Raw genomic sequence first — 22,049 nt, 5'->3', positions numbered from 1 at the left:
AATGTGACGGCCTACAACTCACGCTGACTCCAGATATGGCTCGTGCGGCACCCCCGTCTCTATCGTGCGTCTACCTCTTACCGAAGGACGGTTCCCGTTGTCCGAAACACTCGCAACGCCAGACGCATTGGCCGATCCGCCCGCAGCCGCACGCAAGCTGCGCGGAAACCTCGGCGTACCCGCGATCGTGTTCATGGTGGTCGCTGCCGCCGCACCGCTGGGCGTTGTCGGCGGTGTCGTCCCCCTGGGCCTGGCGGCCGGTAACGGGGCCGGGTTTCCCGCCACCTTCGTCGCGGCCACCGTCGTGCTGTTGTTCTTCGCGGTCGGTTTCACCGCGCTCACACCGTACGTCGAGGAGGCCGGGGCGTTCTTCTCCTACGTCCGAACGGCATTGGGGGCCCCGGTCGGCATCGGCGTCGCGTTCGTCGCGCTGCTGAGCTACGTCGCGATGGAGGCCGGTGTCTACGGGCTGCTCGGGCCCGCCGGCGCGAGCGTGGTGGAGCTGTTCGGGGGTCCGACGCTGCCGTGGTGGTTGATCGCCGCCGCCGCGTTCGTGGTGACGACATACCTGGGATACCGCAACATCGAGTTGTCCAGCCGTGTGCTCGGCGTGCTGCTGACTGCCGAGATCGCGATCGTGGTCGTGCTCGACCTGGGGATCGTGCTGCGCGGAGGTGACCACGGGCTGTCCACCGGAATCGTCAACCCGGACACGATCGTTTCCGGCTCCCTGGGTATCGGGCTGTTGTTCGCGATGATCAGCTACGTCGGTTTCGAGGCGACGGCGATCTTCCGCGACGAGGCCCGCACGCCCGAACGCACCATCCCGCGCGCCACCTACGCGGCGCTGCTGCTGATCGGCGTGTTCTACGCGGTCACCAGCTGGGCGCTGGTCTCCGGCTGGGGTGACGAGCAGGCCGTCACCCGGGCGACCGAAGCCGGCGGCACGTTCCTGGCCGACACCACCCAGCGCTATCTGGGCATCGTCGGCACCGACATCATCACGGTCCTGTACTTCACCAGCTTGTTCGCCTGCATCCTGGCCTTCCACAACGTCGCCGCGCGCTACGTGTTCGCGCTGGCGCAGCGCGATGTGCTGCCCGCGTCGCTGAGCTATCCGCACCCGCGGCACGGCTCACCGCATCGGGCGTCGCTGTGGATCTCCGGTGTGGTCGCGGTCAGCATCGCGCTCGCGGCGCTGGTCGGGCTGGACCCGGCCGCCCAGTTCTACACCTGGTTCGCCGGGACCACGACGGTCGGGTTCGTGGTGTTGTTGATCGCGACGTCAGTCGCCGTGCTGGTGTTCTTCGCCTCCGACCGGCGCGGCCATTCGCTGTGGCGGGTGCGGATCGCCCCGGCGCTGGGGTTGCTCGGGCTGGCCGCCTCGCTGGTGCTCATTCTCACCAACCTCAGCGACCTGGTGGGCGGTTCGAGTGTGCTGGCGTGGATCATCCTGGCGCTGTTGGTCGGCGCGTTCACCGGCGGTGCCGTCGTCGGCGCGCGGCTCGGCGGCCGGGCCGGCGAGGGGGCACCCGCGTGACCCGCACGATCGTGCCAGCCCAGACACCGGACCCGGGGCTGCTGGAGCGTCTGACGAACCTTGAAGAGGTGGAGGTCGCCTGGAGCGATGCGTTCGGACACGCTCAGGGCAAACGCATCCCGGCCACCCAGTTCCTCGACCGCGCCCGGGGCTCCGGCTTCGCGTTCTGTGAGGCCTCGCTCGGCTGGAACACCGACGGCACCGTCGTCGACGGACTCCGGCTGACCAACTGGGACGGCGGGTACCCCGACGTCTACGCGGTCCCGGATCTGAGCACGTTCCGCACGGTGCCGTGGCGTCCGCGGGCCGGGCATGTGATCGCCGACATCGTCACCCACGATCGCCGCCCCTCGCTGCTGGATCCCCGAGCGGTGCTCAAACGAGTGTTGGCTCGGCTCGCGTCGCACGGCTACACCGCCAAAGTCGGAGTGGAACTGGAGTTCTACCTTCTCGATCCCGACGGTTCACCGTTTCAGAACGACATCCACGCCTACTCACTCCAGAACGCGAACGCACTCGACCCGCTGATCACTGACCTCTACGAAACCCTCAGCGCCTTCACGCATCTGGAGGGAGTTCAAACCGAGTACGGTCCCGGCCAGGTGGAGACCAACCTCGTCTACACCGACGCGCTGGAGGCCGCCGACGACGCAGCGCGGCTCAAGTACGCCACCAGGGAAGTGGCCCGCAATCACGGCAAGCTGGCGACCTTCATGGCCAAGCCGTTCACCGAGTACTCGGGAAGCTCAGCGCATCTCCACATTTCGCTGTGGCAGGACGGTGCGCCGGCGTTCGCCGCCGACCGCGGGGCAGAGAACGAATTGGCCCTGCACGCCATCGCCGGTCTGCTCGAACACCTGCCGTCGATCACCTTGTTCGGTGCGCACTCGGTCAACGCCTACCGGCGGTTCGTCCCCGACTCGTTCGCGCCCGCCACCGTCACCTGGAGCCGCGACAACCGCAGCGCGGCAGTGCGTTCGCTGATCGAGGCCGATCCGACCGCGACGCGGATCGAACTGCGCAGTGGCGCGTCGGATTCGAACCCGTACTGGTTGGTCGCCTCGGCGCTGGCCGCCGTGATCGCGGGAATCGAGGGCCGCAGCCGTCCGCCCGAACGGGGCGACGGCAATCTCTACGGCAGCGGCACGGCGCTTCCGGAGTCGCTCGGCGTCGCGATCGAACTGGCCACCCGGGACGACACGATCGCCGAAATCCTCGGCGAAGACTCGGTGCACGACTTCGCCGCGATCGCCCGCAGCGAGTGGCAGCAATACGTCGGCCACGTCAGCGACTGGGAACGGCAACGTTATCTGGTGCGGTCATGACGACCCTGTCGGCGCCCGACGTCGTGGTGGCCCCGCGGGCACCGTTTCCGGACAGTCCGGCGGGAGGCTCGGCCGCCGACCGGTTGGCCCGGCTCCCACAGATCGTCACCGAACTCCGGCAGGTCGACGCCACCGCCGAACGCGACCGGGTCCTGCAGGTCGACGCGGTGGCCCGGCTACGCGGCGCGGGCCTGCTGGGGCTGCGGGTTCCGGCCCGCTACGGCGGCCCCGGGGCCACCGCCCGCCAGGTGCTTTCCGCCGTCATCGAGATCGCACGCGGCAGTTCCAATGTGGCCCAAGCACTTCGGCCGCACTTCGGTTTCGCCGAGCGACTGCTGAGCAACCGCGCCACCGAGACCGAACGCAGGCGCTGGTTCCCGCCGATCCGCGACGGGCTGGTGTTCGGCAACGCGATCACCGACGGCCACGGAAAGACGCCGTCGAGCGCGCAGACCCGGGTACTCGCCGACAGCGACGGCACGCTGCGCCTCAACGGTTACAAGTTCTACTCCACCGGAACGCAGTTCGCCGACCTCATCGCGGTGTCAGCGATCGACGCGGACGGCAGGGACCTGCAGGCGGTCATTCCGGCCGACCGCGCGGGCGTCGAACTCTACGACGACTGGGACGGATTCGGTCAGCGCGCCACGGCCAGCGGCGGCACCCGCTTCACCGACGTGGTGGTGCACCCGGACGAAGTGACCACGGTGTCCGACGGAAAGCACTTGGGTCACGGCACCGCGTTCCTGCAGTTGTATCTGGCCGCCGTGACAGCGGGGATCGCTCGTGCCGTCGCCGACGACGCGGTCGCCTATGTACGAACCAGGGCGCGACCGGCCGCGCATTCGCTCGCCGACTCCGCATCGGCCGACCCGTTCGTCCTGCAGGCGGTCGGCGACATCACCGCCGAGGCAGCCGCCGCCGAGGCCATCGTGCTCAGCGCCGCCGACGACATCGACGCGCTGCTCGACACGGGCAGTCACGAGAGTCCGGAGGCATTGGCCGCTGCAGCTGTCGCGGTCGCGCGGGCGCAGTTGGTCAGCGAACGGCTGGCGCTCACGGCGGCCGAGCGGTTGTTCGACACCGGGGGAGCATCGGCTACCGCACGCGCCCTCAACCTCGACCGGCACTGGCGCAACGTGCGCACGATCGCCAGCCACAGCCCGCTCGCGTACAAGGCGTACGTGGCGGGGAACTACGCCGTCAACGGCGTCTGGCCGCCGGCCAACGGCTACTTCTGAGCGACGTCCTCGTTTAACCCGCCGTCCGCGGGGGCATCCCGACGAATTAGCGGGTTCGTCAATGAGCCGGCTTCGACCGATCGAAGGAGCCGACATGGATAACAACGTCGTCGTATGGATCGTGGTCGCGATCGCCGCCCTGCTGGCCGTCGCTCTGATCGTCTTCCTGGCCCGGCGCGCGCGCAACGAGCGTCGTCGACTGGAAGCCGAGCGGCTCCGCGCCGAAGTCGACCAGAAGGCCCAGCACGTCGAGAAGCGCGAGACCGTCGCCCAGGAGACCGAGGCGCGCGCCCGCGCCGCACAGGCCGAAGCCGAGGCCAAGGCCGCCGAAGCGGCCCGGTTACAGGACCGCGCCCGCACCCACCGCGACGCGGTGAACTCCAAGCGCGACGAACTCGACGAGCAGCGGGCCCGCGCCGACGCGCTCGACCCCCGCGTCAACGACCACGGCCGTAAGACGGACGCCGTTCGCGACTCGGCCGCCGACCCCCGTGACGGCACCAGGGCAAAAGATGCCACCAAGACCACGGACGCCCCGGTGGAGCATCGGCGGCCGTGAGCGCTCCGGCCCCGACCTCGGCAGTGCTGTTCGACATCGACGGCACGCTGGTCGATTCCAACTATCTGCACGTGCACGCCTGGTACCAGGCCTTCGAGGAGGCCGGCTGCGGCGTCGAGGCGTGGCGGATCCACCGGCTGATCGGCATGGACGGCACCACCCTGGTCAAGACGTTGACACCGGACTCCGACGACGCGACCCGTGAACAGGCCAAGGATCTGCACTCGCGGTACTACAAGGAGTTGGCGCCGCACCTGAAGTGCCTGCCCGGAGCGCGCGGCCTGCTGGAGGCGGTGCACAAACTCGGCGTGCAGGTGGTGCTGGCCACTTCGGCTCCCGAAGACGAACTGGCCCTGCTGCGCGACGTGCTCGACAGCGACCACCTGGTCTCGGCGATCACGTCGTCTGAGGACGTCGACACCGCCAAACCGAAACCCGACATCGTCAACGTCGCTCTGGAACGGGCGAACGTGGTCGCCGCGCACGCCGTGTTCGTCGGTGACTCGGTCTGGGACATGGAGGCCTGCGCGCGCGCAGGCGTCGACAGCCTCGGTGTGCTCAGCGGGGGAGTGTCCCGCGACGAGCTGGAAACCGCCGGCGCCCAACGGGTTTTCGAGAACCCGCTGGAACTGTGCCAGCACCTCGACGACACCCCGATCGCGGCGCTGGCCAACATCGTCGGCGCCCGCTGACCGCGACCGGGGCGGACCCGGGTCAGGGCAGCGCGTAGCGCAGGATCGCGGCCACGCCGTCGGCGGGATCGATGCGCTCGTCGGTGCGGATGAGCGCGGCCCCGGTCGCGATCGCGGCCATCGGCAGGGCCTCGTCGACGCGCAACGTCCGGGTCGGCGCGGTCCCGAGTTCGGAGAGCACGTTCTCGTTCGGCGCGATGGTCGACAGATCGTCGCCGGCCACCACCGTGGCATCCCCCACGTCGCCGATGATCAGCGTCTCGACCGCACCGGCGCGCAGCGCCGCCGTGACGCCGTCGATGCCCTCGGTGGCCAACCCCTCGCCGCGGCCGAGTTCGGCCGTGAAGCGTTGCGCCGCCTCGTCGATGGCGGCCACCCGGCGCCGCTGGAATTCCTGGTCGATGGCGTGCTTGAGGTCGGCGTCGTCGAAGCCGCTGCGCCGCGCGCCGACGGCGACGTCGACCACCAGATCGGCGACCCGATCGGGGAGCTGCGCGGTGAGGTCGCTTCGCGACTGCACCTCGCCGACGACGAACACCACCTCCGGGGAGGCGTCGTCGACCAGCGTGGTCAGTTGGTTCGCCACGGCCCGGATGTTCTGTTCGCGCGCGCCCTCCGCGGTGCGCTGCGGATCCCCGTAGCCCGGCGTGTCCGCACCCGCGGCCTTGTGGACCGGGTAGGCGTCGCCGTCGACGGTGTCCCTGACCGCGGTGCCCTCGCGGTACAGCGTGAGATCGCCGCCCTCGTGGTCGACGATCACCACCGCGTAGGCCGGCCGGTCGAGACCGTGCTCGACCAGCGGCACCAGATAGGGCAGTTCCGAGACCCGCACGGTGGGGCCGGCCGGCCGGATCAGGTGCTCGTTGACCAGGACACCCTCCGGGCCGGCGACAACGGCCCGGCCGCTGCGGCCCACCGGTGGCCTGCTGTCGACGACGGCCTGTTCGACGCTCTCGGTCACCGCCGGATCGGCGCCCTGCTGCTCGAGCTGTTCGCGCAGCGCCCGCCACTTCAGCTCCAACTGGGCGGACGCGTCCTCGGTGTTGTGGGAGTCGTCGAAGTACACCGAGGCGAACGGGCCGGTCGAGGTCAGCAGTGTGCGAAAGTGTTCCGATTGCATGGCCGTTGGGTTACCCGCCGACGGGCCACCGACACATGCCTACCGCGGCGGTGTCCAGGACACCGGCAGCCGCTTGATCCCGTGGATGAACAACGACAGCAGCCGCGCCGGCTCCTCGGTGGCGGCGATGTCGGGGATCTGCCGGTGCAACTCCTCGAAGACGACGCTGATCTCGCGGCGGGCCAGGTTGGCGCCCAGGCAGAAGTGCGCGCCGCCCCCGCCGTACCCGGCGTGCGGGTTCGGGCTGCGGCCGACGTCGAAGGTCCACGGGTCGGCGAATTTGTCCTCGTCGCGGTTCGCCGACGAGTACCACAGCGTGGCCTTGTCGCCGGCCTTCATCTTCACCCCGCTCAGCTCGCAGTCCTGGGTGAGTCTGCGGCGCATGTAGATCACCGGCGAGGCCCACCGCACGATCTCCTCGACGGCGGTCGGGGCCAGCGCCTCGTAGTCGGCCCACCACCGCGCCCGCTCGTCGGGGTAGCGGGTCAGGGCCAGCACGCCATGGCTGATCGCGTTGCGGGTGGTCTCGTTGCCCGCGACGACGAGCAGGATGAAGAACGACGCGATCTCCGCCGACGTCAACCGCTCACCGTCGACCTCGGCCTGCACCAGCGCCGTCGTGAGGTCCTCCTGCGGGCGCGCCCGGCGGTCCTCGGCGAGCGCGGTGGCGTACGCGCCGATGTCCATCGCGACCTTGACCAGTTCCTCGTAGTCCTGCGCGATGTCCTTGTCGCCGAAACCGAGGATCACGTTGGTCCAGTGGAAGATCTGCGCGTGGTCGCCTTCGGGGATGCCCATCATGTCGCAGATCACCTGCAGAGGCAGCGGGCCGGCCAGTTCGTTGACCAATTCGCCGGTGCCGTCGGGATGTTCGGCGATCATCGTCTGCACGAGGCGACGGGCCCGGTGGCGGACCGACTCCTCGGTGCGCGCGACGACCCGCGGGGTGAAGGCCCGGCTGACGATGTTGCGCAGGCGCAGGTGCCGCGGGTCGTCCATCACGATCATCGAACCGAAGTACTCCGCCAGGTCGGGGTTGGAGTCGTTGATCGTGATGCTCGGGCTCGAGCTGAAGATGTGCGGATGCCGGCTGGCATACCAGACGTCCTCGAACCGGGTGATCGCCCAGTGCCCGGGCCCCACGTCGACGCCCGGGTACTCGGGTGGCTCGTGAAACGACACCGGGGCTTCACGGCGCAGGGTGGCGAAGGCACCGTCGCGGTAGTCGTCGGGACGCAACCAGAACTTCCAGGAACTGAGGTCGACGTCGGCGAGGGGCACGTCCGGGGGCGGCGCGCCGTTGACCCGGACCAGATGTTGCGAAGACGTGTGCGCGGCCGTGCTCATCCTGCCGAGGGTAGGCCGACGCCGGTCCGCACAGGCACCGATTGGTCACGACGCCTGCCGATGCGCCGTAAACCCCCCGCCGCGCAGTGCAATACGCCGGTCAGCCGGCCTCGGGCGACTCCACGACGGCTTTGATGCGTTCCAGCGTCTTGCGCATGTCGCGGAGGTTGCGCCGTCGACGGAGCTGACCGCCGAGCACCGCGAACACCTTCATCAGCAGTGAGTCGTTGAGCCGGAAGGACTCGGTGACCTCGGTGCCGCCGTCGGCGGTCGGGGTCAGCCGGTAATGCCAGTTGTTGACCGGTTTGTCGCCGAGCAGGACCGCGAAGCCGAACTCGCGGCCGGGTTCACACGCGGTCACCTCGCACGTCGTCCAGTACACCGGGCCGATCTCGTTGCGTTTGACGTGACCGCGGAACCGGGCGCCCAGCGCCGGTCCGGTCGCCCCGCCCAGCCATTCGGCCTCCATCACCTCAGGGGAGTACTTGCCGGTGTTGCGCACGTCGGCGATCAGATCCCAGATCCGCTGCGCCGGCGCAGCCATCGTCACGGACACCGCTCCGTCCACCATCTCTCCGTTCTCTTCGAGGTTTCGGTCCACTGTTGCACCCGGGCGGGCGCAGTAGCATCAACCGAAGTGAAAATCCGTTTCGGGATCGGGCTCGCCGGCGACACCGCACCCACACAGCTCGCCGGGATCGTCGACCATCTGGAGGCCCGGTCGGTGGACTCGCTGTGGTTCTCCGAACTCGTCTACTCCGAGGCCGTCGAACCGTTCATCGGGATGACGTTTGCGCTGGCCCGCACCGCCACGCTGAAGGTCGGCACCTCGGTCGCGGTGCTGCCGGGCCGCCATCCGGTGCTGGTGGCCAAACAACTCGCGTCGCTGGCCGCGCTGGCGCCCGGCCGGGTGCTGCCGGTGTTCGGTCTGCGTCCGGCGCTGGCCGGTGAGCGCGAGGTCTTCGTGGTGCCCGACGGTGCCCGCGCCGCCGTCTTCGACGAGGCCCTGCAACTGCTGCGGGCGGTTCTGGAGCGCGACGTCGTCTCGTTTCGCGGGAACCACTACACCGTGCACGACGCGGCGGTGTCCCCACGTCCGCGCAAGCCGCTCGACATCTGGTTGGGCGGGTCGGCGCCGGCGGCGTTGCGGCGCATCGGGCGCCTGGCCGACGGCTGGCTGGGCAGCTTCGTCACCCCCGACGAGGCCCGCCGAGCTCGTGAGGCGATCCAACGGGCCGCCGACGAGGCGGGCCGGGAGGTGGAGCCCGACCACTTCGGGATCAACCTGGCCGTCGCCGACGGGGAGCCGTCGCCGCAGCTGCTGGCTGCGGTGCGGCAGCGCAGGCCCGATGTCGACCCGACCGAGCTGATCGCGGCCGGCTGGCCTCAACTGCACCGACAGCTCGACGCGTACATCGACGCCGGGTTGACGAAGTTCGTGCTGCGCTCGGCGGGCCCGGCACCCATGGACCGGTTCGTCGAGCGCTTCGTCGCCGAGGTGTCGCCCCGCCAAACCTGACGTCAGCGCTGCCCGGTCTCGGCCTCCTCGTCGTCCCCCTCGGCCTGGTCGTACTGCTTGATCGCCGTGTTCTGCGTCATCTCCGGATCGGCGTCGGGGTCGATCCCGTCGTCGGGTGATGTGCTCATGGCGCCTACCCGGCGCGTCCGCGGCGAAACCGGTCCGCCTTCAGCGCCCGTCAAAGCGCTGAACAGGTCAATGGGGTCGACTATCAGCTGCTGTGCGTAAACTGCCCATCGACGGGGGAGGCTTCCAACCGTGCGGAGCTTCGAACCAACACACTTGACGCCAGAGGCTGCCACCGTGCCAGAACAGACCACCAATTCGACGCCCGACCTCGAGCCGCACTTCGAGGACGTGCAGTCGCACTACGACCTGTCCGACGAGTTCTATCGGCTCTTCCTCGATCCCACGCAGACTTACAGCTGCGCCTACTTCGAGCGGGACGAGATGACGCTCGAGGAAGCCCAGATCGCCAAGATCGACCTGTCGCTGGGCAAGCTCGGTCTCGAGCCCGGCATGACGCTGCTCGATATCGGCTGCGGCTGGGGCGCCACGGTCAAGCGGGCCGTGGAGAAGTACGACGTCAACGTGATCGGCCTGACGCTGAGCAAGAATCAGCAGAACCACGTGCAGAAGGTGCTCGACGGCATCGACAGCCCCCGCAGTAAGCGGGTTCTGCTGCAGGGTTGGGAGCAGTTCCACGAACCGGTCGATCGCATCGTGTCGATCGGCGCGTTCGAGCACTTCGGTCGGGACCGCTACACCGAGTTCTTCAAGATGGCACACGATGCGCTGCCCGACGACGGCGTGATGATGCTGCATACCATCGTCAAGCCCGACGATGAGGAGTTCGCGGCCCGCGGCCTGCCGCTGACCATGACCAAGATCCGGTTCTTCAAATTCATCTTGGACGAGATCTTTCCCGGCGGGGATCTCCCTCAGCCCGTCGTCGTGAAGAAGCACGCGACCCAGGCGGGCTTCAAGGTGGGCCTGGTCCAGCCGCTGCGGTTGCACTACGCCCGCACACTGGATTACTGGAGCACGGCGCTCGAGGCCCACAAGGACGAGGCGATCGCGATCCAGTCCGAAGAGGTGTACGACCGGTACATGAAGTACCTGACCGGCTGCGCCGACCTGTTCCGCGAGGGCTACACCGACATCTGCCAGTTCACCCTGACGAAGAGTTAACGCCGGCGCAGGGCCCGCCACAGTCGCAGCGGCAGCAAGCCGAGCAGCGGCGCGCGCTTGCCGAGATCGTCGGCGTCGCGTTTGTTGAACGCTTTGGCGAATCTGCGCGCGTCGTCGGCGCTGGCGTACTCCTTGGCGCCCTGCGCCTCGCCGCACCGCTCGCATCTCCACCGCATGATGCGGCCGTCAGCGCGAAATGTCGGGTTGTGCCCGAATATGCTGCAGCTCAAGGTCATTGCTGCGATGTTCCCGGCGGTGTACCGACCTTGCCCCGGGGATGACGGGCGATTCGGTTCTCCGCCAACGCCACCCGCATCGCCTTGCGGAACTCGCCCGGCCCCCAGTACCGCGCGCCGACCGCCCTGTGCAGTTCGCGCACGGACATCGGTTCGTGTTCGCTCACCGCGCGCGCGATGGTTTCGATCTCGTGGTCGAGCGCCGATTCGGGCGCGCCGGGCGGCGGCGGCTCGCGCCATGCCCCGTACCAACCCGCCGCCGGGCCGGGGCGGTAGCGCCGCGCCCGGCTGGCTGCCCGCTCACGTTCGGTCCGCTCGGCGATGCGCGCCTGGCGGGCCGCGCGTTGCTCGTCACGCTCCGAAGGCGTTTCGGACTTCTGCTCGTCGTCGTCCGCGGTCGTCAGCGGCATCGCCAGGTCTTCGAGTTTCTGGCCTTCGGCCTTCACACCGAACATCAGCTCGACGACGCCGCCGACGGCCATCACCACCGCCCCGATCAGGAAGCTGACCGCGACGAGCCCGCGATCGCCGGATTCGATGAGTTGGCCGAACAGCAGCGGTCCGGTGATACCGCCGATGGCGGTGCCGACCGCGTAGAAGAACGCGATCGCCAGAGCCCGCGTCTCCATGGGGAAGATCTCGCTGACAGTGAGATAGGCGGCGCTGGCTCCGGATGAGGCGAGGAAGAAGCACACACCGAGCACGGTCATGAAGACCCACACGCCGCCCGTCTGGCTCACGAACAGCACAGTCAGCGCCACCGCCACGGCCGCCGAACCCAGATAAGCGAACGAGATCATCGGTTTTCGGCCGATTGTGTCGAAGAACCGGCCGAGCAGGATCGGGCCCGCGAAGTTGCTCAGCGCCCACAGCGCGTAGAAGATCGGGACCGTGCCCGAGGCAACATCGAAGAAGCCGCTCAGCAGCGTGCCCAGGTTGAACGTGAAGGCGTTGTAGAGGAACGCCTGCCCGATGAACAGCGCGAGGCCGAGCACGGCCCGGCGGGGATACTTCGTGAACGCCACGTGGGCGATCTCGCGGAACGGGATCGCCTTGCGCTGACGCACGGTCAGCGCGCCCTCGGGTTCCTCGAGCTTCTGCCCGGTCTCGCGTTCGACCTCGCGCTCGATCTCGGCGACGATGCGCTCGGCTTCGTCCTCGCGACCGTGGATGAACAACCACCGCGGACTTTCCGGGACGTTGCGCCGCACGACGAGAATCACGAGGCCGAACACGGCGCCGATACCGAACGCGATGCGCCAGCCGATGTCGGCGGGGAAGATCGCGGTGTTCAACAGCACCAGTGCGCCGACGGCACCGCCGGCCGCGCCCAGCCAGTACGACCCGTTGATGATGAGGTCGACGCGGCCGCGCACCCGCGCCGGGATCAGCTCGTCGATGGCGGAGTTGATTGCGGCGTATTCGCCGCCGATACCCGCGCCGGTGAAGAACCGTGCTATGTAGAAGTACCACGGCGCGAACGCGAAAGCCGTTGCGACGGTGGCGGCGAGGTAGACCGCGAGGGTGAGCAGGAACAGCTTCTTGCGGCCGAGCCGGTCGGTGAGTTGTCCGAAGAACAGTGCGCCCAGGCAGGCGCCGGCGATGTAGACCGCGGCGGCGATGCCGATTTCGCCTGCGGTCAGCTCGATCCCGCTGCCGCTCTCGGTCAACCGGGAGGCGACGTTGCCGACCATGGTGACCTCGAGGCCGTCGAGGATCCACACGCCGCCGAGCCCGAGGACCACGCGCCAGTGGAATCGCGACCACGGCAACCGATCCAATCGACTCGGGACCTGCGTGGTGATCGTGCCGGTTTGCACCCCTGAACTCATCGGCAGCCTCCTCGACCGTTAGCGCAATGACCGTGGCCCAATCGGCTAGGGAGTACCCACCCGGCGGCGGTTCACGCAGCCGAGATCGGCTCAGCGGCGCGCAGCGTCGACACCGGCGATCGTGTCGACCACCGACGCGGGGGAGACGGGGTCGCTCGTCGTCGATTGACCCGTTGGCACGAGGGCGGGTCGAAGTACAGTGTCGGCGTGATCGAGGGCATGCGGACCCGGGCTCTGGTCGACGGGATCGCCGGACGTGGCCGCTGACCGGCTGCGTTCGCGGCCCGCGCGCGCACTGCTGTGGGCCGCGCTGACGATGTGCCTGCTGCTGGGGGCGGCGCTGGTCGCACTGACCGGCGGGGGCCCGCGCCCCGGCGAGACGATGCGGGAGGACGAGGCAGTGGCCCAGGTGATGTCGGCGGCCCGCCGGATCGTGGCCGCCGGGGAGCTGCGCGACGTCGGCGGAGGGTATGCGTTCATGCCGTGCGATTCGTCCGACGGCCCGCCGTACCAGGTCACGATGCACCTGACTTTCGCTGTGCCCGAAGATGATCGACGGCTCGACACGGTGGTGGACCGGTTGGTCGCCGACGGCTGGGTGCCGGGCGCGGACGACTCGAAGCTCAGCGACGACGGGGTCATCGCACTGCTCGACCGCCCGGACGCCACAACCGGATTCGCGACCGCGAAACTGTACGGGGAGTGCCGTGTCGGCGGAGATCACCGGCGCGACGACCCGGCATGGACCGAGGTGGACTTCTAGCCCAGGCTGCGCTGCAGCAGCACGGTGTCGAGCCACCGGTCGTGTTTGAACCCGACCGCGCGTAGCCGGCCCGCTTCCGAGAACCCGCGCTTGCGGTGCAGCGCAGCCGAGTCCGCTCCGTCGTCGACGATCACCGCGATCACCTGACGGATTCCGGCCTGCGCGCAACAGATCAGCAGTTCGTCGAGCAGCCTGCCCCCGATGCCGCGACCACGCGCATGCGGGGCCACATACACCGAGTCCTCGACGGTGTGCCGGTAGGCCGGCCGGGTCTTCCACGGAGCGCAGTACCCGTAACCGGCAACCTCGCCGTCCACCGTGGCGGTGAGGAACGGCAAACCGGCGGCGCGCACCGCCTGCAGCCGATGCTCCCATTCGCCGCGATCGGGTGCGACGAGTTCGAATGTGGCGACGGAGTTTTCGACGTAGTGCCGGTAGATCAGGCCGATCGCGTCGAGGTCGACCGGCTGCGTCGGGCGCAGTTCGACGACAGTTTTCACCGGCCGCTCAGCAGGACACCGGATGCGTTTCGCAGTACGGCGTCGTACCGGGGAAGCGGTAGCGGTGTCCGGCGACGTAGCGGTAGACCGCGTCCTGTATCGCACGGACCCCCGGCAGCCGGTACAGGCGCAGCGGCCACCGGGTCCCGAGCGCCGTCGCGACCGCGGCGTTCATCGCTTCGGCGCTCTCGTAGACACTGCCGTCGGTGTCCAGCCAGCGCGCCGCGTCGAGGAGCCGCGACGCCGGAACGCCGAGCCGCTCGGCGACACCGTGGCTCTGCAACGGCGCGGTCTTCAGTTGCCCGGTGCGGTCGAGGTTGGCGATGAAGTACACCGCGCGGGTGCACATCCCGCAGTTGCCGTCGAAGTAGAGGGTTCCGGCCATGGGTTCAGTCTGCACCCGTCGCCGGCCGGGCGGGCGGGCCCGGCTCCGCACCGGCGGCGTCGCGGCGGCGCGCCGCCATACCGCTCAGCGCCTCGAACACCACCCGGTGCGCGGCGTTCACGGTCAACTCGGCATGGTCGTAGGCCGGTGCGACCTCCACGACGTCGACCCCGACGACATCGTGGTCACGACACAGTTGGCGCACCATGCGCAGCAGGTCCGCGGTGGTGATACCGCCCGGTTCGGGTGTTCCGGTGCCCGGCGCGTGCGCCGGGTCGAGCACGTCGATGTCGACGGACACATACAGCTTGTCGGCCTTGGCGAGCGCCTCGGCGACCGCGTCCCGCATCACGTCCTTGAAGCCGCGCTCCCAGATCTCCTGCATCGTGTGCCAGGTCATGCGTTGTTCGAGCATCCACTCGAAGGTGTCCTGCGGCGGCCAGTACCCGCGCAGCCCGACCTGGACGAAATTGGCCCCCGGCACCGCACCGGATTCGATCAGCCGCCGCATCGGGGTGCCGTGACTGGCCAGGTTGCCCTCGATCTCGTCGGCGGTGTCGGCGTGCGCGTCGAAGTGCACGATGCCGACGTTGCCGTAGCCGTGCACGTCGGCGACGGCGGTCGCGGCCGGCCAGGTGATGGAATGGTCGCCGCCCAGCACCACCGGCACGATGCCGCGCGAGGCCACGGTATGGACGCGCTCGCGGATGTTGGCGTGTGAGATCTCGGTCTGGCCGTGCGGACAGTAGGCGTCGCCGAAGTCGACCACCTCGAGCCAGTCGAAGATCTCCAGACCGAGATCCATGTGATAGGTGCCCGGCTCGTAGGCCGTCGCCCTGATCGCGCGCGGACCGAAACGCGCGCCGGGACGGTTGGTCGTGGCGATGTCGAACGGGGCGCCGACGATCGCGACGTCGGGCCGCCACGACTCGAGCTGCTCGGGCTCGGTGAGGAACGGACGGTGCCCGAACGAGGCCACGCCCGCATACGCCAGTTCCAGTTGTTCGGCCATTCCCGGTGGCAGTTCGCGGCGATGGCCGTGGTCATGACCCATGCGATGACCGTAATCCCTTGCCGAGCACATTTCAGGCCATGCGCGACACCGAGTTTCGCGGATCACCCGACGAGCCGGGCCTGTCGTCGGCGAGGCCGACCGCACTCCCGGTTGGGCTCTGCGTCGCGCGCTGGGCCAGACTGAACCGATGGAGCTGGTGACGATCGGGGACATCGAACAGGCCGCCGCCCGGATCCGCGCGTTCGTGCTGCGTACGCCGCTGATCCCGGCGCCGTGGGCCGGTGACGACGACCGGCCGCTGTGGGTCAAACCGGAGAACCTCCAGTCGGTCGGCGCGTTCAAGGTGCGCGGCGCGTTCAACGCGATCGGCCGCCTCGACGAGTCGGTGCGGACCAGGGGAGTGGTGGCCTACTCGAGCGGCAACCATGCGCAGGCGGTCGCTTACGCGGCGGCGATCTACGGGGTTCCGGCCCACATCGTGATGCCGGAGGAGACACCGGCGGTCAAGGTGGAGGCCACCCGCGCCCACGGTGCGCGGGTGGTGCTGTGCGGCGCCGGGCAGCGCGAACGGGTCGCCGCCGAGGTCCTCGAGGAGACCGGCGGCGTGCTGATCCCGCCGTTCGACCACCCCGACATCATCGCCGGGCAGGGCACCATCGGGCTCGAGATCGCCGAGGACCTGCCCAGCGTCGAGACGGTGCTGGTGCCGGTCAGCGGCGGCGGACTGTCCTCCGGGATCGGCACCGCGATCAAGGCGCTGTGCCCGTCGGCGCGGGTCATCGGCGTCGAGCCCGAACTCGCCGGCGACACCGCGCAGGCGTTCCGCACCGGGCAGCGGGTGGACTGGCCCATCGAGGACCGCAATCGCACCATCGCCGACGGCCTGCGCTCACAACCGTCCGAGCTGACCTTCGCTCACCTGCAGCGCGTGCTCGATGATGTGGTCACCGTGACCGAGGATCAAATCCGTTCGGCGGTAGCGGAATTCGCCTACCGAGCTCATCTGGTCAGCGAGCCCAGCGGTGCGGTCGCCCTGGCCGCGTACCGGTCGGTCGATCTGCCGCCGGGCCGGACTGTGGTCGTGCTGTCCGGTGGGAACGTGCAACCGAGCCTGCTGCAGGAGATTCTGGCCGGATAGCGTCAACGCGCGACGGCGGGACGCACCAGCGGTACGGCCACCTGGCAGCGTTCGTGGATCGAGTGCATCCAGGCGTCCTGTTCGGCGGCGGCCTTGAGCAGTCGAAGTTTGCCGGTCCAGCCGCAGGAGCAGTCCGCGTGCGAGCGCGCGAGGCCGAGGTACCGCACCGTCACCGTGCCGAGGCTGCGCGCGTCCACCGCCGGCAGGTCGAGGTCTACCGCAACTGACATCGTCGGCCTCCTCCGTCACGACACCGTTGTCGCTTCAGACGCCCGCGCGGGCGGTCCGGTTCCATGGTCGCGGCCTCCGACAGCGAAATGCGTCGCGGTGCGGTTACGAGTTGGCCACATCGCACGACGCTCGGCCGGCGGACGCCCCCACCGACGGCCACATCAGCGCGGCAAAGACCGCGATGCTGCCGTGCAGGAGGTTCTTGTTACACAGCACATTTGGCGCCGCCAATTGACGGCGGTGAAGCGCACGACCACCCGGTACCCGGCAAGCTGTACGCCGATACTCCTGTTACGGTCACCCCGGTGAATGGACGTCCAGAAGGGGTGTGAGTGGACGCCGTACTCGGCTTGTCGGTGACTCCGTCAGCCGTCGGCCTGGTCCTCGTCGAAGGGCCCGACGCCGACGGCGACACTGTCGACCGCGACACCATCTATCCGCCTCGACGCTCGACTCCGCGCCAGACCTCCGACGAGGCGGCCGCGGCGGTGCTGCGCTGCGAGGCGCTGGCCACCGAGAGCGGCCGCCGGTTGCGTTCGATCGGCGTGACGTGGAGCGACGACGCGAACCTCGAGGCCACGCTGCTGCTCAGGTCGTTGAACCAGTGCGGGTTCGACAACGTGGTGCCGGTGCGTCTCCCGGAGGCTTCCGAAGCGCTGGCGTGGGGGGTCGCCGAGGTGATCGGCAACGACGTCACCGCCGTCTGCGTGGTCGAATCGCACACCGTGATCGCGCTCGTCGTGCACACCGGCGAAGGCGCCGTGCAGACCGCGGTGAATCACTCCATCGCCGACGAGGAGGCGCTCGTCCGTTGGCTGCGCACCGTGTTCGCCAAAGCGGACTGGCGGCCGGAGGCGCTGGTGCTGGTCGGTTCCGGCGCAGGCCTGGACGCGCTGATGCCGCGACTGGAGGATGTGCTGGCGGTGCCGGTGTTCGCGCCCGCCGAGGCGGAGTTGGCGTTGGCCCGGGGCGCCGCGCTGGCCGCCGCGCACAGCAGTGAGACGGCTCTCGACTACCGGGAGGACCGGCGCGTCGATTCGCGGCCCAAGGTCGGGGCACGTGCGGCGACCATGACCGGACCTCTCGCGCTGCTGGCCGCGGGCACGGTGACCTTCGTGGTCTCGGTGTCGGCGGCGCTGAGCATGCAACTGGGTTCCGGTGAGCGTGACTTCGCGCCGAGCCCTGCCGCCAAGTCCTCACCCGACGTGCCCGCCGCCGCGCCGCGCCCAGCCGTCTCGCCCGCGCCCGCGGCGCTGCCGGCTCCTCCGCCGCCCGTGGTGGCGCCGCCGCCGGCCGAGCTGCCCGCCGAGCCACCCGCCGCGATCGAGGAGGTGCCTGCGCCGCAGGTCCTCGCCCCCGAACCGCCGGTCGCCGCGTTCCCCGGCGCGCCCACCCTGCCGCCGGAGTCGATGGCGCCGGGCCTTGTCCCCGCCGAGCCGACACCGGTACCCGAGCGACGCGGGTTCCTGCAGCGGATCCGCGACCGGCTCTCCGACGTGGGCGACAACCCGCCCCCCGCCGTCGACCCGGCGCTGGCGCCGCCGGACCCGGCGCTGGCACCGCCGCCGCCTCCCCCCGCGCCACCCGAGGCCGTCCCGCCGCCACCGCCCCCCGAAGCACCACCGCCACCACCGGCACCTGAAGCACCGCCACCGGACGCTCCGCCGCTGATGCCACCGCCGTGACCGCACCGGGCGCAGGGTCGGTGACCTTGCGGCTGGTGGTGCGGATCGCGATCGTCGCCGCGGTCGTGCTGGCGCTGGCCGTCGTGGAGGTGTCCTCGCGGTCGGGCGTTGCCTGGCGGTTGATCACGTTCACTTACCAGGCGAACCTGCTGGCGGCCGGCTACTACCTGTGGACCCTGCTCTCACCGCGGGCCGACGCCCGGGTCGGATTACGCGGCGCGGTGGTGCTGTATGTGCTTCTCGCAGGAGCGATCTGGAACCTGCTGCTGACCGAGTACAGCATGGGCTACACCGTCGCCAACATCCTGCTGCACGTCGTCGTGCCGGTGCTGGCTCTGTCCGACTGGCTGCTGGTGGGCCGCGGAGGGGGCCGGGTGCAGTGGTGGCAGCCGCTGGCGTGGCTGGTGTACCCCGCGGCGTACGCGGTGGTGGCGCTGGTCGTGCTCAACCGTCTCGGCCGACGCGCGCCGTACTACTTCCTGGACCCCGACCTGGTCGGCGTGGGCACCGTCGCGGTCAACATCGGTGTGCTCGGAGCCGCGGTGCTCGGCGTCGGCTACTTGTTGCTGGCCGTCAACCGGCTCGCCACCCCGGCCCGCATCGACGCGGTGTGAAACGAACTGAGCAGCGCGTTCGATAAACCATCCAAGACGACAGCCGTAGGGCGCGCGACTTGCGGATACGGGGGTAACCCCGCCTGACGACCTAGGATGGAAGTGTGCTGAAGCTTCGACACATGCTCGCGACGGTGAGCGTCGCGATGCTGGCTCTCGCGGGGTCCGCCGCAACCAGCGCGGCCGGGATCTCATCGCCGGCCGACGGAGCCAACATCGATCCCGCCGGGCAGACGGTGGGGGTGGCGCATCCGGTCACGGTGACGTTCGATCACCCGGTCCGCGATCGCGCCGCTGTCGAGCAGAGCGTGAAGATCTCCGCGCCGGTACTCCCGCAGGGCACCATGACCTGGCTCAGTGACCGTGAACTGCAATGGAATCCGACGACGTTCTGGCCCGCGCACTCGACCATCAGCGTGACGGCGGGCAACACCAAGGCCAGCTTCCAGACCGGAGCGTCGGTGGTCAGCGTCGCCGACATCGACGCGCACACGTTCACCGTGAGCATCGACGGCGAGGTCGCGCGCGAGATGCCCGCGTCGATGGGTAAGGCCAAGTTCCCGACGCCGACCGGCACGTTCCGGGTCCTCGAGAAAGAGGACGTGGTGATCATGGACTCGCGCACCATCGGCATCCCGCTCGACGATCCGGAGGGCTACAAGCTCACGGTGTACGACGCCGTGCGCATCACCTGGGGCGGGGTCTACGTGCACGGCGCGCCGTGGTCGACGGGTTCGCAGGGCTACGCCAACGTCAGTCACGGCTGCATCAACCTCAGCCCCGACAACGCCGACTGGTACTACAACACGGTCGGCGTCGGCGACCCGGTCATCGTCCAGTCCTGACCGACCGCGTCTCACACCGCTTGGGCGTGCAGGTTTTTCGCGGTCGGTGAGTTCTGCACTGTCCCCGGATCCGGGTAGGTGCCGAGCACTCGGTCGGCGGTGCCGCTGCTGGTCACGGTGAACCAGTAGTGCTCGTTCTTGAAGTGATGATGGCGGTGGTTGCGCCAGATCGCCCGGTAGACACGGGTTTTCGGCTTGTAGTCGCTGTGGATCAGGTAGTGGGTCCACTCGTAGAGCAGGCCCAGCGTGCCGATGCACACCAGATACGTCAGGCCCATCCCCAGCCGCGGGAACGCGAACAGGCCGACCACCACCGTCAGCGGCAGCACCCAGGTCACCAACGACTTCCACGGGATGAAGATCAGCGGGACGCTGCGCGGATCTCGGTGATGCGCCCGGTGTTCGCGGGCGAGCAGCGGATCGATGGTGACCGCGCCCAACCGTTTCGGCCGCCAGTGCAGCACGAAGACGTGGATGAGCCACTCGAAGAACGGGAACAGCGCGAGCATCGCCACCGGCACGATCGCGTCGGTGATCTGCCAGTCGCCCACGACAATCCGGGCCGTCAGCGCGGCGACCAGTGTCGCGCCGATCAGCCAGGGGGAGGGGTGGCGCAGGAATTCGCGGCCGGCATCGCCGAGCGAGAACATTTTTCGGGCAGCGGGTTCGGTGATCATCGGTCGTCCTCCAGACTCTGCAGGGCGTCGAGCAGGGTTGCGGTGGCGGGTTGGAGAAGGTCTTCGGCGGCGCGGCGGGCCGCCGTCGGATCACCGGCGGTGATCGCGTCGGCCAGCACGCGGTAGGCCTGCGGCCTGCCCACCTCGTCGGCCATCACCACCGCCAGCGCGGCGAGGGCGGGTTCGTAGGTCGCGCGCAGGGTGTTGTACATCAGCCGGAAGGCGATCGAATCGGCACCGTCGACGACGTGATCCCAGAACGTCAGCGCGTGGCGCTGCTTTTCGACGGGATCGTCCTCGTCGGTCAGGGCCCGCACCGCCTCGTGCAGTACTGGTGCCAACTCGGGGGTTCCGCGCTCGGCGGCGAGTTCGGCGACCTTCGGGCCGTTGTGCAGGCGGGTCTCCAGGATCGAGCGCACCACCGAGGTGTCGAGTTCGCCGGAGCGGAACAGCAATTGCGGCAGCAGATCGAGGCCGGCGTGGCGGCGGAAGTCGCGCACCGTCGTCGCGTCACCCTGCCGCACCTCGACCAGGCCCGCGGCGGTCAGTCGCTTGAGCGCCTCCCGGACGGCGGGCCGCGACACGCCGAGCACCTCGGCCAGCCGGCGCTCGCTGGGCAGCGCTTCGCCGGGCTGCATCGCGCCGCTGAGGACTTCGGACATGATCTGGTCGAACACGTCCTCGGGCACCGAGCGTCGGTTCACGGGTTGCAGCGCCATGCAGCTCACCCTGCCAGCCGGACGGCCAGAGGTCAAGTGGTCTTACCAGTGGCCTTATCAGCCGGCGAGTCGGGCCTTCATCCGGTCGGCCAGCGTCAGCGTCGCCGACATCGGGCGCACCATCACAGTGAGTTCGCTGATCGCTCCGGACTCGTCGACCCGGAGGAAGTCGCAGCCCTCGAGGTCCTTGTCGCCGACCCGGGCCTGGAACACCAGCGCATGATCGGGCGAGTCGGGTGCACCGATCTCACGCACGTACCGGAAATCCTCGAAGACCTCCATCACCGCCGCCAGGATGGGCCGCAGCGCGTCGCGCCCCCGGTACGGGGTGAACACCACGGGACTGTGGAAGACGACATCGTCGCGGAACTGCGCCATCAGGGTGTCGAGGTCACCGGCCTCGACCGCGCGGCGGAACGCCTGGACCGTCAACAGTTGGCCTCGATCCGGAACGTCGCGGTCACCGCGTTGCTCGGATTGTCGACGAACGAGCCGTCCGCCGATCCGGAGATGACGAACTTGCCGCCGGCGCCGGTCACCTCGGCCTCACCGATGTTGTCGCGCCAGAAGTTGCCGGTGAACCCGCCGAAGTCGGAGAACGTGACCGCCTGCACGGTCACCGCGTCGCCGGTGTCGAGGTCGGCGACGAAACCCTTCTCGTCGTCGGGCGTCTCGATTGTCCACAGCCAGCCGCTCTGCGAGCATCGCACCGGATGCGGGCCGCCGGTGCTCTCACCGTTGATCGTCACCTTCGCGGTGGTGCCGCCCAGTGCCGCGGGTTTCGACGAGCAGCCCGCGGCTCCGACGACCAGCAGGACGGCCGCCGCCGCAACGAGTCGAGTGTTCATGGCGCCAAACTCTATTGCGGTTGCGCA

26 protein-coding genes are annotated in these 22,049 nt (G+C 69.3%); 12 read left to right on the top strand and 14 right to left on the bottom strand.

All coding sequences use genetic code 11. From position 1 onward, the window contains the following. Nucleotides 1–97: 97 nt before the first annotated feature. The 5 genes from BHQ18_RS10835 (at nucleotide 98) to BHQ18_RS10815 (ending at nucleotide 5,357) form a co-directional block, all read left to right on the top strand. Nucleotides 98–1,540, top strand: coding sequence for an APC family permease (locus tag BHQ18_RS10835; RefSeq protein ID WP_069413580.1), 1,443 nt, complete (start codon nucleotides 98–100; stop codon nucleotides 1,538–1,540). Nucleotides 1,541–1,548: 8 nt separating this feature from the next. Further along, on the top strand, nucleotides 1,549–2,865 hold the full coding sequence (locus BHQ18_RS10830; RefSeq protein ID WP_069413655.1) for a glutamine synthetase family protein: 1,317 nt from the start codon (nucleotides 1,549–1,551) through the stop codon (nucleotides 2,863–2,865). After that, the gene (locus BHQ18_RS10825; protein ID WP_109789251.1) at nucleotides 2,862–4,106 is read left to right on the top strand and encodes an acyl-CoA dehydrogenase family protein; all 1,245 of its coding nucleotides are present in this window, start codon (nucleotides 2,862–2,864) and stop codon (nucleotides 4,104–4,106) included. Before BHQ18_RS10830 ends, BHQ18_RS10825 begins: the two co-directional genes overlap by 4 nt. 94 nt (nucleotides 4,107–4,200) lie before the next feature. Continuing rightward, a complete protein-coding gene (locus BHQ18_RS10820; protein WP_069413579.1) occupies nucleotides 4,201–4,665 on the top strand; it encodes a hypothetical protein in 465 nt (154 codons plus the stop codon). After that, the gene (locus BHQ18_RS10815; protein WP_069413578.1) at nucleotides 4,662–5,357 is read left to right on the top strand and encodes an HAD family hydrolase; all 696 of its coding nucleotides are present in this window, start codon (nucleotides 4,662–4,664) and stop codon (nucleotides 5,355–5,357) included. Before BHQ18_RS10820 ends, BHQ18_RS10815 begins: the two co-directional genes overlap by 4 nt. Before the next feature lie 22 nt (nucleotides 5,358–5,379). Here BHQ18_RS10815 and BHQ18_RS10810 read toward each other — a convergent pair whose 3' ends face one another. The 3 genes from BHQ18_RS10810 to BHQ18_RS10800 form a co-directional block, all read right to left on the bottom strand. Then, a complete protein-coding gene (locus BHQ18_RS10810; RefSeq protein ID WP_069413577.1) occupies nucleotides 5,380–6,477 on the bottom strand; it encodes an Rv2629 family ribosome hibernation factor in 1,098 nt (365 codons plus the stop codon). Between the two features lie 39 nt (nucleotides 6,478–6,516). Continuing rightward, entirely contained in the window at nucleotides 6,517–7,824 is a 1,308-nt protein-coding gene (locus BHQ18_RS10805; RefSeq protein ID WP_069413576.1) for a cytochrome P450, read from the bottom strand. 100 nt (nucleotides 7,825–7,924) lie between these two features. Then, entirely contained in the window at nucleotides 7,925–8,392 is a 468-nt protein-coding gene (locus tag BHQ18_RS10800) for an SRPBCC family protein (RefSeq protein ID WP_069413653.1), read from the bottom strand. Nucleotides 8,393–8,461: 69 nt separating this feature from the next. Here BHQ18_RS10800 and BHQ18_RS10795 point away from each other — a divergent pair, with 69 nt between their 5' ends. Then, nucleotides 8,462–9,343 (top strand): TIGR03854 family LLM class F420-dependent oxidoreductase, encoded by an 882-nt coding sequence (locus BHQ18_RS10795; RefSeq protein WP_069413575.1) that lies wholly within the window; start codon nucleotides 8,462–8,464, stop codon nucleotides 9,341–9,343. 2 nt (nucleotides 9,344–9,345) lie between these two features. Here the strand turns inward: BHQ18_RS10795 and BHQ18_RS30745 are convergent, their stop codons facing one another. Continuing rightward, complete coding sequence (locus BHQ18_RS30745) at nucleotides 9,346–9,471, bottom strand: hypothetical protein (protein ID WP_264010148.1); 126 nt, start codon at nucleotides 9,469–9,471, stop codon at nucleotides 9,346–9,348. A 175-nt stretch (nucleotides 9,472–9,646) separates the two neighbouring features. Here BHQ18_RS30745 and BHQ18_RS10790 point away from each other — a divergent pair, with 175 nt between their 5' ends. Further along, nucleotides 9,647–10,534, top strand: a complete 888-nt coding sequence (locus BHQ18_RS10790) for a cyclopropane mycolic acid synthase family methyltransferase (protein WP_069413574.1) — start codon at nucleotides 9,647–9,649, stop codon at nucleotides 10,532–10,534. Here BHQ18_RS10790 and BHQ18_RS10785 read toward each other — a convergent pair. Both BHQ18_RS10785 and BHQ18_RS10780 read right to left on the bottom strand, forming a co-directional pair. Then, on the bottom strand, nucleotides 10,531–10,770 hold the full coding sequence (locus BHQ18_RS10785; protein WP_069413573.1) for a DUF1660 family phage protein: 240 nt from the start codon (nucleotides 10,768–10,770) through the stop codon (nucleotides 10,531–10,533). The genes BHQ18_RS10790 and BHQ18_RS10785 overlap by 4 nt on opposite strands. Further along, nucleotides 10,767–12,602: an MFS transporter gene (locus BHQ18_RS10780; protein WP_069413572.1), complete on the bottom strand. Its 1,836-nt coding sequence runs from the start codon at nucleotides 12,600–12,602 to the stop codon at nucleotides 10,767–10,769. Before BHQ18_RS10780 ends, BHQ18_RS10785 begins: the two co-directional genes overlap by 4 nt. A 256-nt stretch (nucleotides 12,603–12,858) precedes the next feature. Here BHQ18_RS10780 and BHQ18_RS10775 point away from each other — a divergent pair, with 256 nt between their 5' ends. After that, on the top strand, nucleotides 12,859–13,365 hold the full coding sequence (locus BHQ18_RS10775) for a lipoprotein LppJ family protein (RefSeq protein WP_084294005.1): 507 nt from the start codon (nucleotides 12,859–12,861) through the stop codon (nucleotides 13,363–13,365). On the opposite strand, the gene BHQ18_RS10770 is transcribed toward BHQ18_RS10775, so the two are convergent. Genes BHQ18_RS10770 through speB form a run of 3 tightly spaced genes read right to left on the bottom strand, consistent with a single transcriptional unit; the run spans nucleotide 13,362 to nucleotide 15,304 of the window. Next, nucleotides 13,362–13,865 carry a GNAT family N-acetyltransferase gene (locus BHQ18_RS10770; protein ID WP_109789250.1) on the bottom strand — a complete coding sequence of 168 codons (504 nt, stop codon included), beginning with the start codon at nucleotides 13,863–13,865 and terminating at the stop codon, nucleotides 13,362–13,364. The two genes, BHQ18_RS10775 and BHQ18_RS10770, sit on opposite strands and share 4 nt — an antisense overlap. Before the next feature lie 7 nt (nucleotides 13,866–13,872). Further along, complete coding sequence (locus BHQ18_RS10765) at nucleotides 13,873–14,250, bottom strand: thiol-disulfide oxidoreductase DCC family protein (RefSeq protein ID WP_069413571.1); 378 nt, start codon at nucleotides 14,248–14,250, stop codon at nucleotides 13,873–13,875. Nucleotides 14,251–14,254: 4 nt separating this feature from the next. Continuing rightward, a complete protein-coding gene (gene speB, locus BHQ18_RS10760) occupies nucleotides 14,255–15,304 on the bottom strand; it encodes an agmatinase (protein ID WP_234794146.1) in 1,050 nt (349 codons plus the stop codon). Between the two features lie 148 nt (nucleotides 15,305–15,452). Between speB and BHQ18_RS10755 the strand changes: the two genes are divergently transcribed. After that, entirely contained in the window at nucleotides 15,453–16,403 is a 951-nt protein-coding gene (locus tag BHQ18_RS10755; protein WP_069413569.1) for a threonine ammonia-lyase, read from the top strand. Nucleotides 16,404–16,405: 2 nt separating this feature from the next. On the opposite strand, the gene BHQ18_RS10750 is transcribed toward BHQ18_RS10755, so the two are convergent. Next, nucleotides 16,406–16,633, bottom strand: a complete 228-nt coding sequence (locus BHQ18_RS10750) for a hypothetical protein (protein ID WP_069413568.1) — start codon at nucleotides 16,631–16,633, stop codon at nucleotides 16,406–16,408. 333 nt (nucleotides 16,634–16,966) lie between these two features. On the opposite strand from BHQ18_RS10750, the gene BHQ18_RS10745 reads away from it, so the two are divergent. From BHQ18_RS10745 to BHQ18_RS10735, 3 genes are all read left to right on the top strand, one after another. After that, entirely contained in the window at nucleotides 16,967–18,319 is a 1,353-nt protein-coding gene (locus tag BHQ18_RS10745; RefSeq protein ID WP_084294004.1) for a DUF7159 family protein, read from the top strand. Nucleotides 18,320–18,339: 20 nt separating this feature from the next. Further along, nucleotides 18,340–18,933 (top strand): Pr6Pr family membrane protein, encoded by a 594-nt coding sequence (locus BHQ18_RS10740; protein ID WP_165614549.1) that lies wholly within the window; start codon nucleotides 18,340–18,342, stop codon nucleotides 18,931–18,933. Between the two features lie 122 nt (nucleotides 18,934–19,055). Continuing rightward, nucleotides 19,056–19,778, top strand: coding sequence for a L,D-transpeptidase (locus tag BHQ18_RS10735; protein ID WP_069413566.1), 723 nt, complete (start codon nucleotides 19,056–19,058; stop codon nucleotides 19,776–19,778). An 11-nt stretch (nucleotides 19,779–19,789) separates the two neighbouring features. On the opposite strand, the gene BHQ18_RS10730 is transcribed toward BHQ18_RS10735, so the two are convergent. The 4 genes from BHQ18_RS10730 to BHQ18_RS10715 are packed head-to-tail and all read right to left on the bottom strand — an operon-like array spanning nucleotide 19,790 to nucleotide 22,022. Continuing rightward, a complete protein-coding gene (locus BHQ18_RS10730; RefSeq protein WP_069413565.1) occupies nucleotides 19,790–20,455 on the bottom strand; it encodes a sterol desaturase family protein in 666 nt (221 codons plus the stop codon). Then, nucleotides 20,452–21,174, bottom strand: coding sequence for a FadR/GntR family transcriptional regulator (locus BHQ18_RS10725; protein WP_069413564.1), 723 nt, complete (start codon nucleotides 21,172–21,174; stop codon nucleotides 20,452–20,454). Before BHQ18_RS10725 ends, BHQ18_RS10730 begins: the two co-directional genes overlap by 4 nt. Nucleotides 21,175–21,231: 57 nt before the next feature. Then, nucleotides 21,232–21,606, bottom strand: coding sequence for a nuclear transport factor 2 family protein (locus tag BHQ18_RS10720; protein WP_084294003.1), 375 nt, complete (start codon nucleotides 21,604–21,606; stop codon nucleotides 21,232–21,234). Continuing rightward, a complete protein-coding gene (locus tag BHQ18_RS10715) occupies nucleotides 21,603–22,022 on the bottom strand; it encodes a lipoprotein LpqH (protein ID WP_069413563.1) in 420 nt (139 codons plus the stop codon). Before BHQ18_RS10715 ends, BHQ18_RS10720 begins: the two co-directional genes overlap by 4 nt. Between the last annotated feature and the right edge of the window lie 27 nt (nucleotides 22,023–22,049).

This window comes from Mycolicibacterium flavescens (assembly GCF_001722335.1).
Taxonomy (GTDB): Bacteria; Actinomycetota; Actinomycetes; order Mycobacteriales; family Mycobacteriaceae; genus Mycobacterium; species Mycobacterium flavescens.
The sequence above is the reverse complement of the archived record's forward strand: the minus strand, read 5'-3'. Positions and strand labels throughout refer to the sequence as shown.

What these genes read in the sequence shown, in the direction of transcription:
- BHQ18_RS10825 (WP_109789251.1), top strand. Translation starts at nt 2,862, where the DNA reads ATGACGACCCTGTCGGCGCCCGACGTCGTGGTGGCCCCGCGGGCACCG.
- BHQ18_RS10820 (WP_069413579.1), top strand. Translation starts at nt 4,201, where the DNA reads ATGGATAACAACGTCGTCGTATGGATCGTGGTCGCGATCGCCGCCCTG.
- BHQ18_RS10810 (WP_069413577.1), bottom strand. Translation starts at nt 6,477, where the DNA reads ATGCAATCGGAACACTTTCGCACACTGCTGACCTCGACCGGCCCGTTC.
- BHQ18_RS10805 (WP_069413576.1), bottom strand. Translation starts at nt 7,824, where the DNA reads ATGAGCACGGCCGCGCACACGTCTTCGCAACATCTGGTCCGGGTCAAC.
- BHQ18_RS30745 (WP_264010148.1), bottom strand. Translation starts at nt 9,471, where the DNA reads ATGAGCACATCACCCGACGACGGGATCGACCCCGACGCCGATCCGGAG.
- BHQ18_RS10785 (WP_069413573.1), bottom strand. Translation starts at nt 10,770, where the DNA reads ATGACCTTGAGCTGCAGCATATTCGGGCACAACCCGACATTTCGCGCT.
- BHQ18_RS10780 (WP_069413572.1), bottom strand. Translation starts at nt 12,602, where the DNA reads ATGAGTTCAGGGGTGCAAACCGGCACGATCACCACGCAGGTCCCGAGT.
- BHQ18_RS10765 (WP_069413571.1), bottom strand. Translation starts at nt 14,250, where the DNA reads ATGGCCGGAACCCTCTACTTCGACGGCAACTGCGGGATGTGCACCCGC.
- speB (WP_234794146.1), bottom strand. Translation starts at nt 15,304, where the DNA reads ATGGGTCATGACCACGGCCATCGCCGCGAACTGCCACCGGGAATGGCC.
- BHQ18_RS10755 (WP_069413569.1), top strand. Translation starts at nt 15,453, where the DNA reads ATGGAGCTGGTGACGATCGGGGACATCGAACAGGCCGCCGCCCGGATC.
- BHQ18_RS10750 (WP_069413568.1), bottom strand. Translation starts at nt 16,633, where the DNA reads ATGTCAGTTGCGGTAGACCTCGACCTGCCGGCGGTGGACGCGCGCAGC.
- BHQ18_RS10735 (WP_069413566.1), top strand. Translation starts at nt 19,056, where the DNA reads ATGCTCGCGACGGTGAGCGTCGCGATGCTGGCTCTCGCGGGGTCCGCC.
- BHQ18_RS10730 (WP_069413565.1), bottom strand. Translation starts at nt 20,455, where the DNA reads ATGATCACCGAACCCGCTGCCCGAAAAATGTTCTCGCTCGGCGATGCC.
- BHQ18_RS10725 (WP_069413564.1), bottom strand. Translation starts at nt 21,174, where the DNA reads ATGGCGCTGCAACCCGTGAACCGACGCTCGGTGCCCGAGGACGTGTTC.
- BHQ18_RS10715 (WP_069413563.1), bottom strand. Translation starts at nt 22,022, where the DNA reads ATGAACACTCGACTCGTTGCGGCGGCGGCCGTCCTGCTGGTCGTCGGA.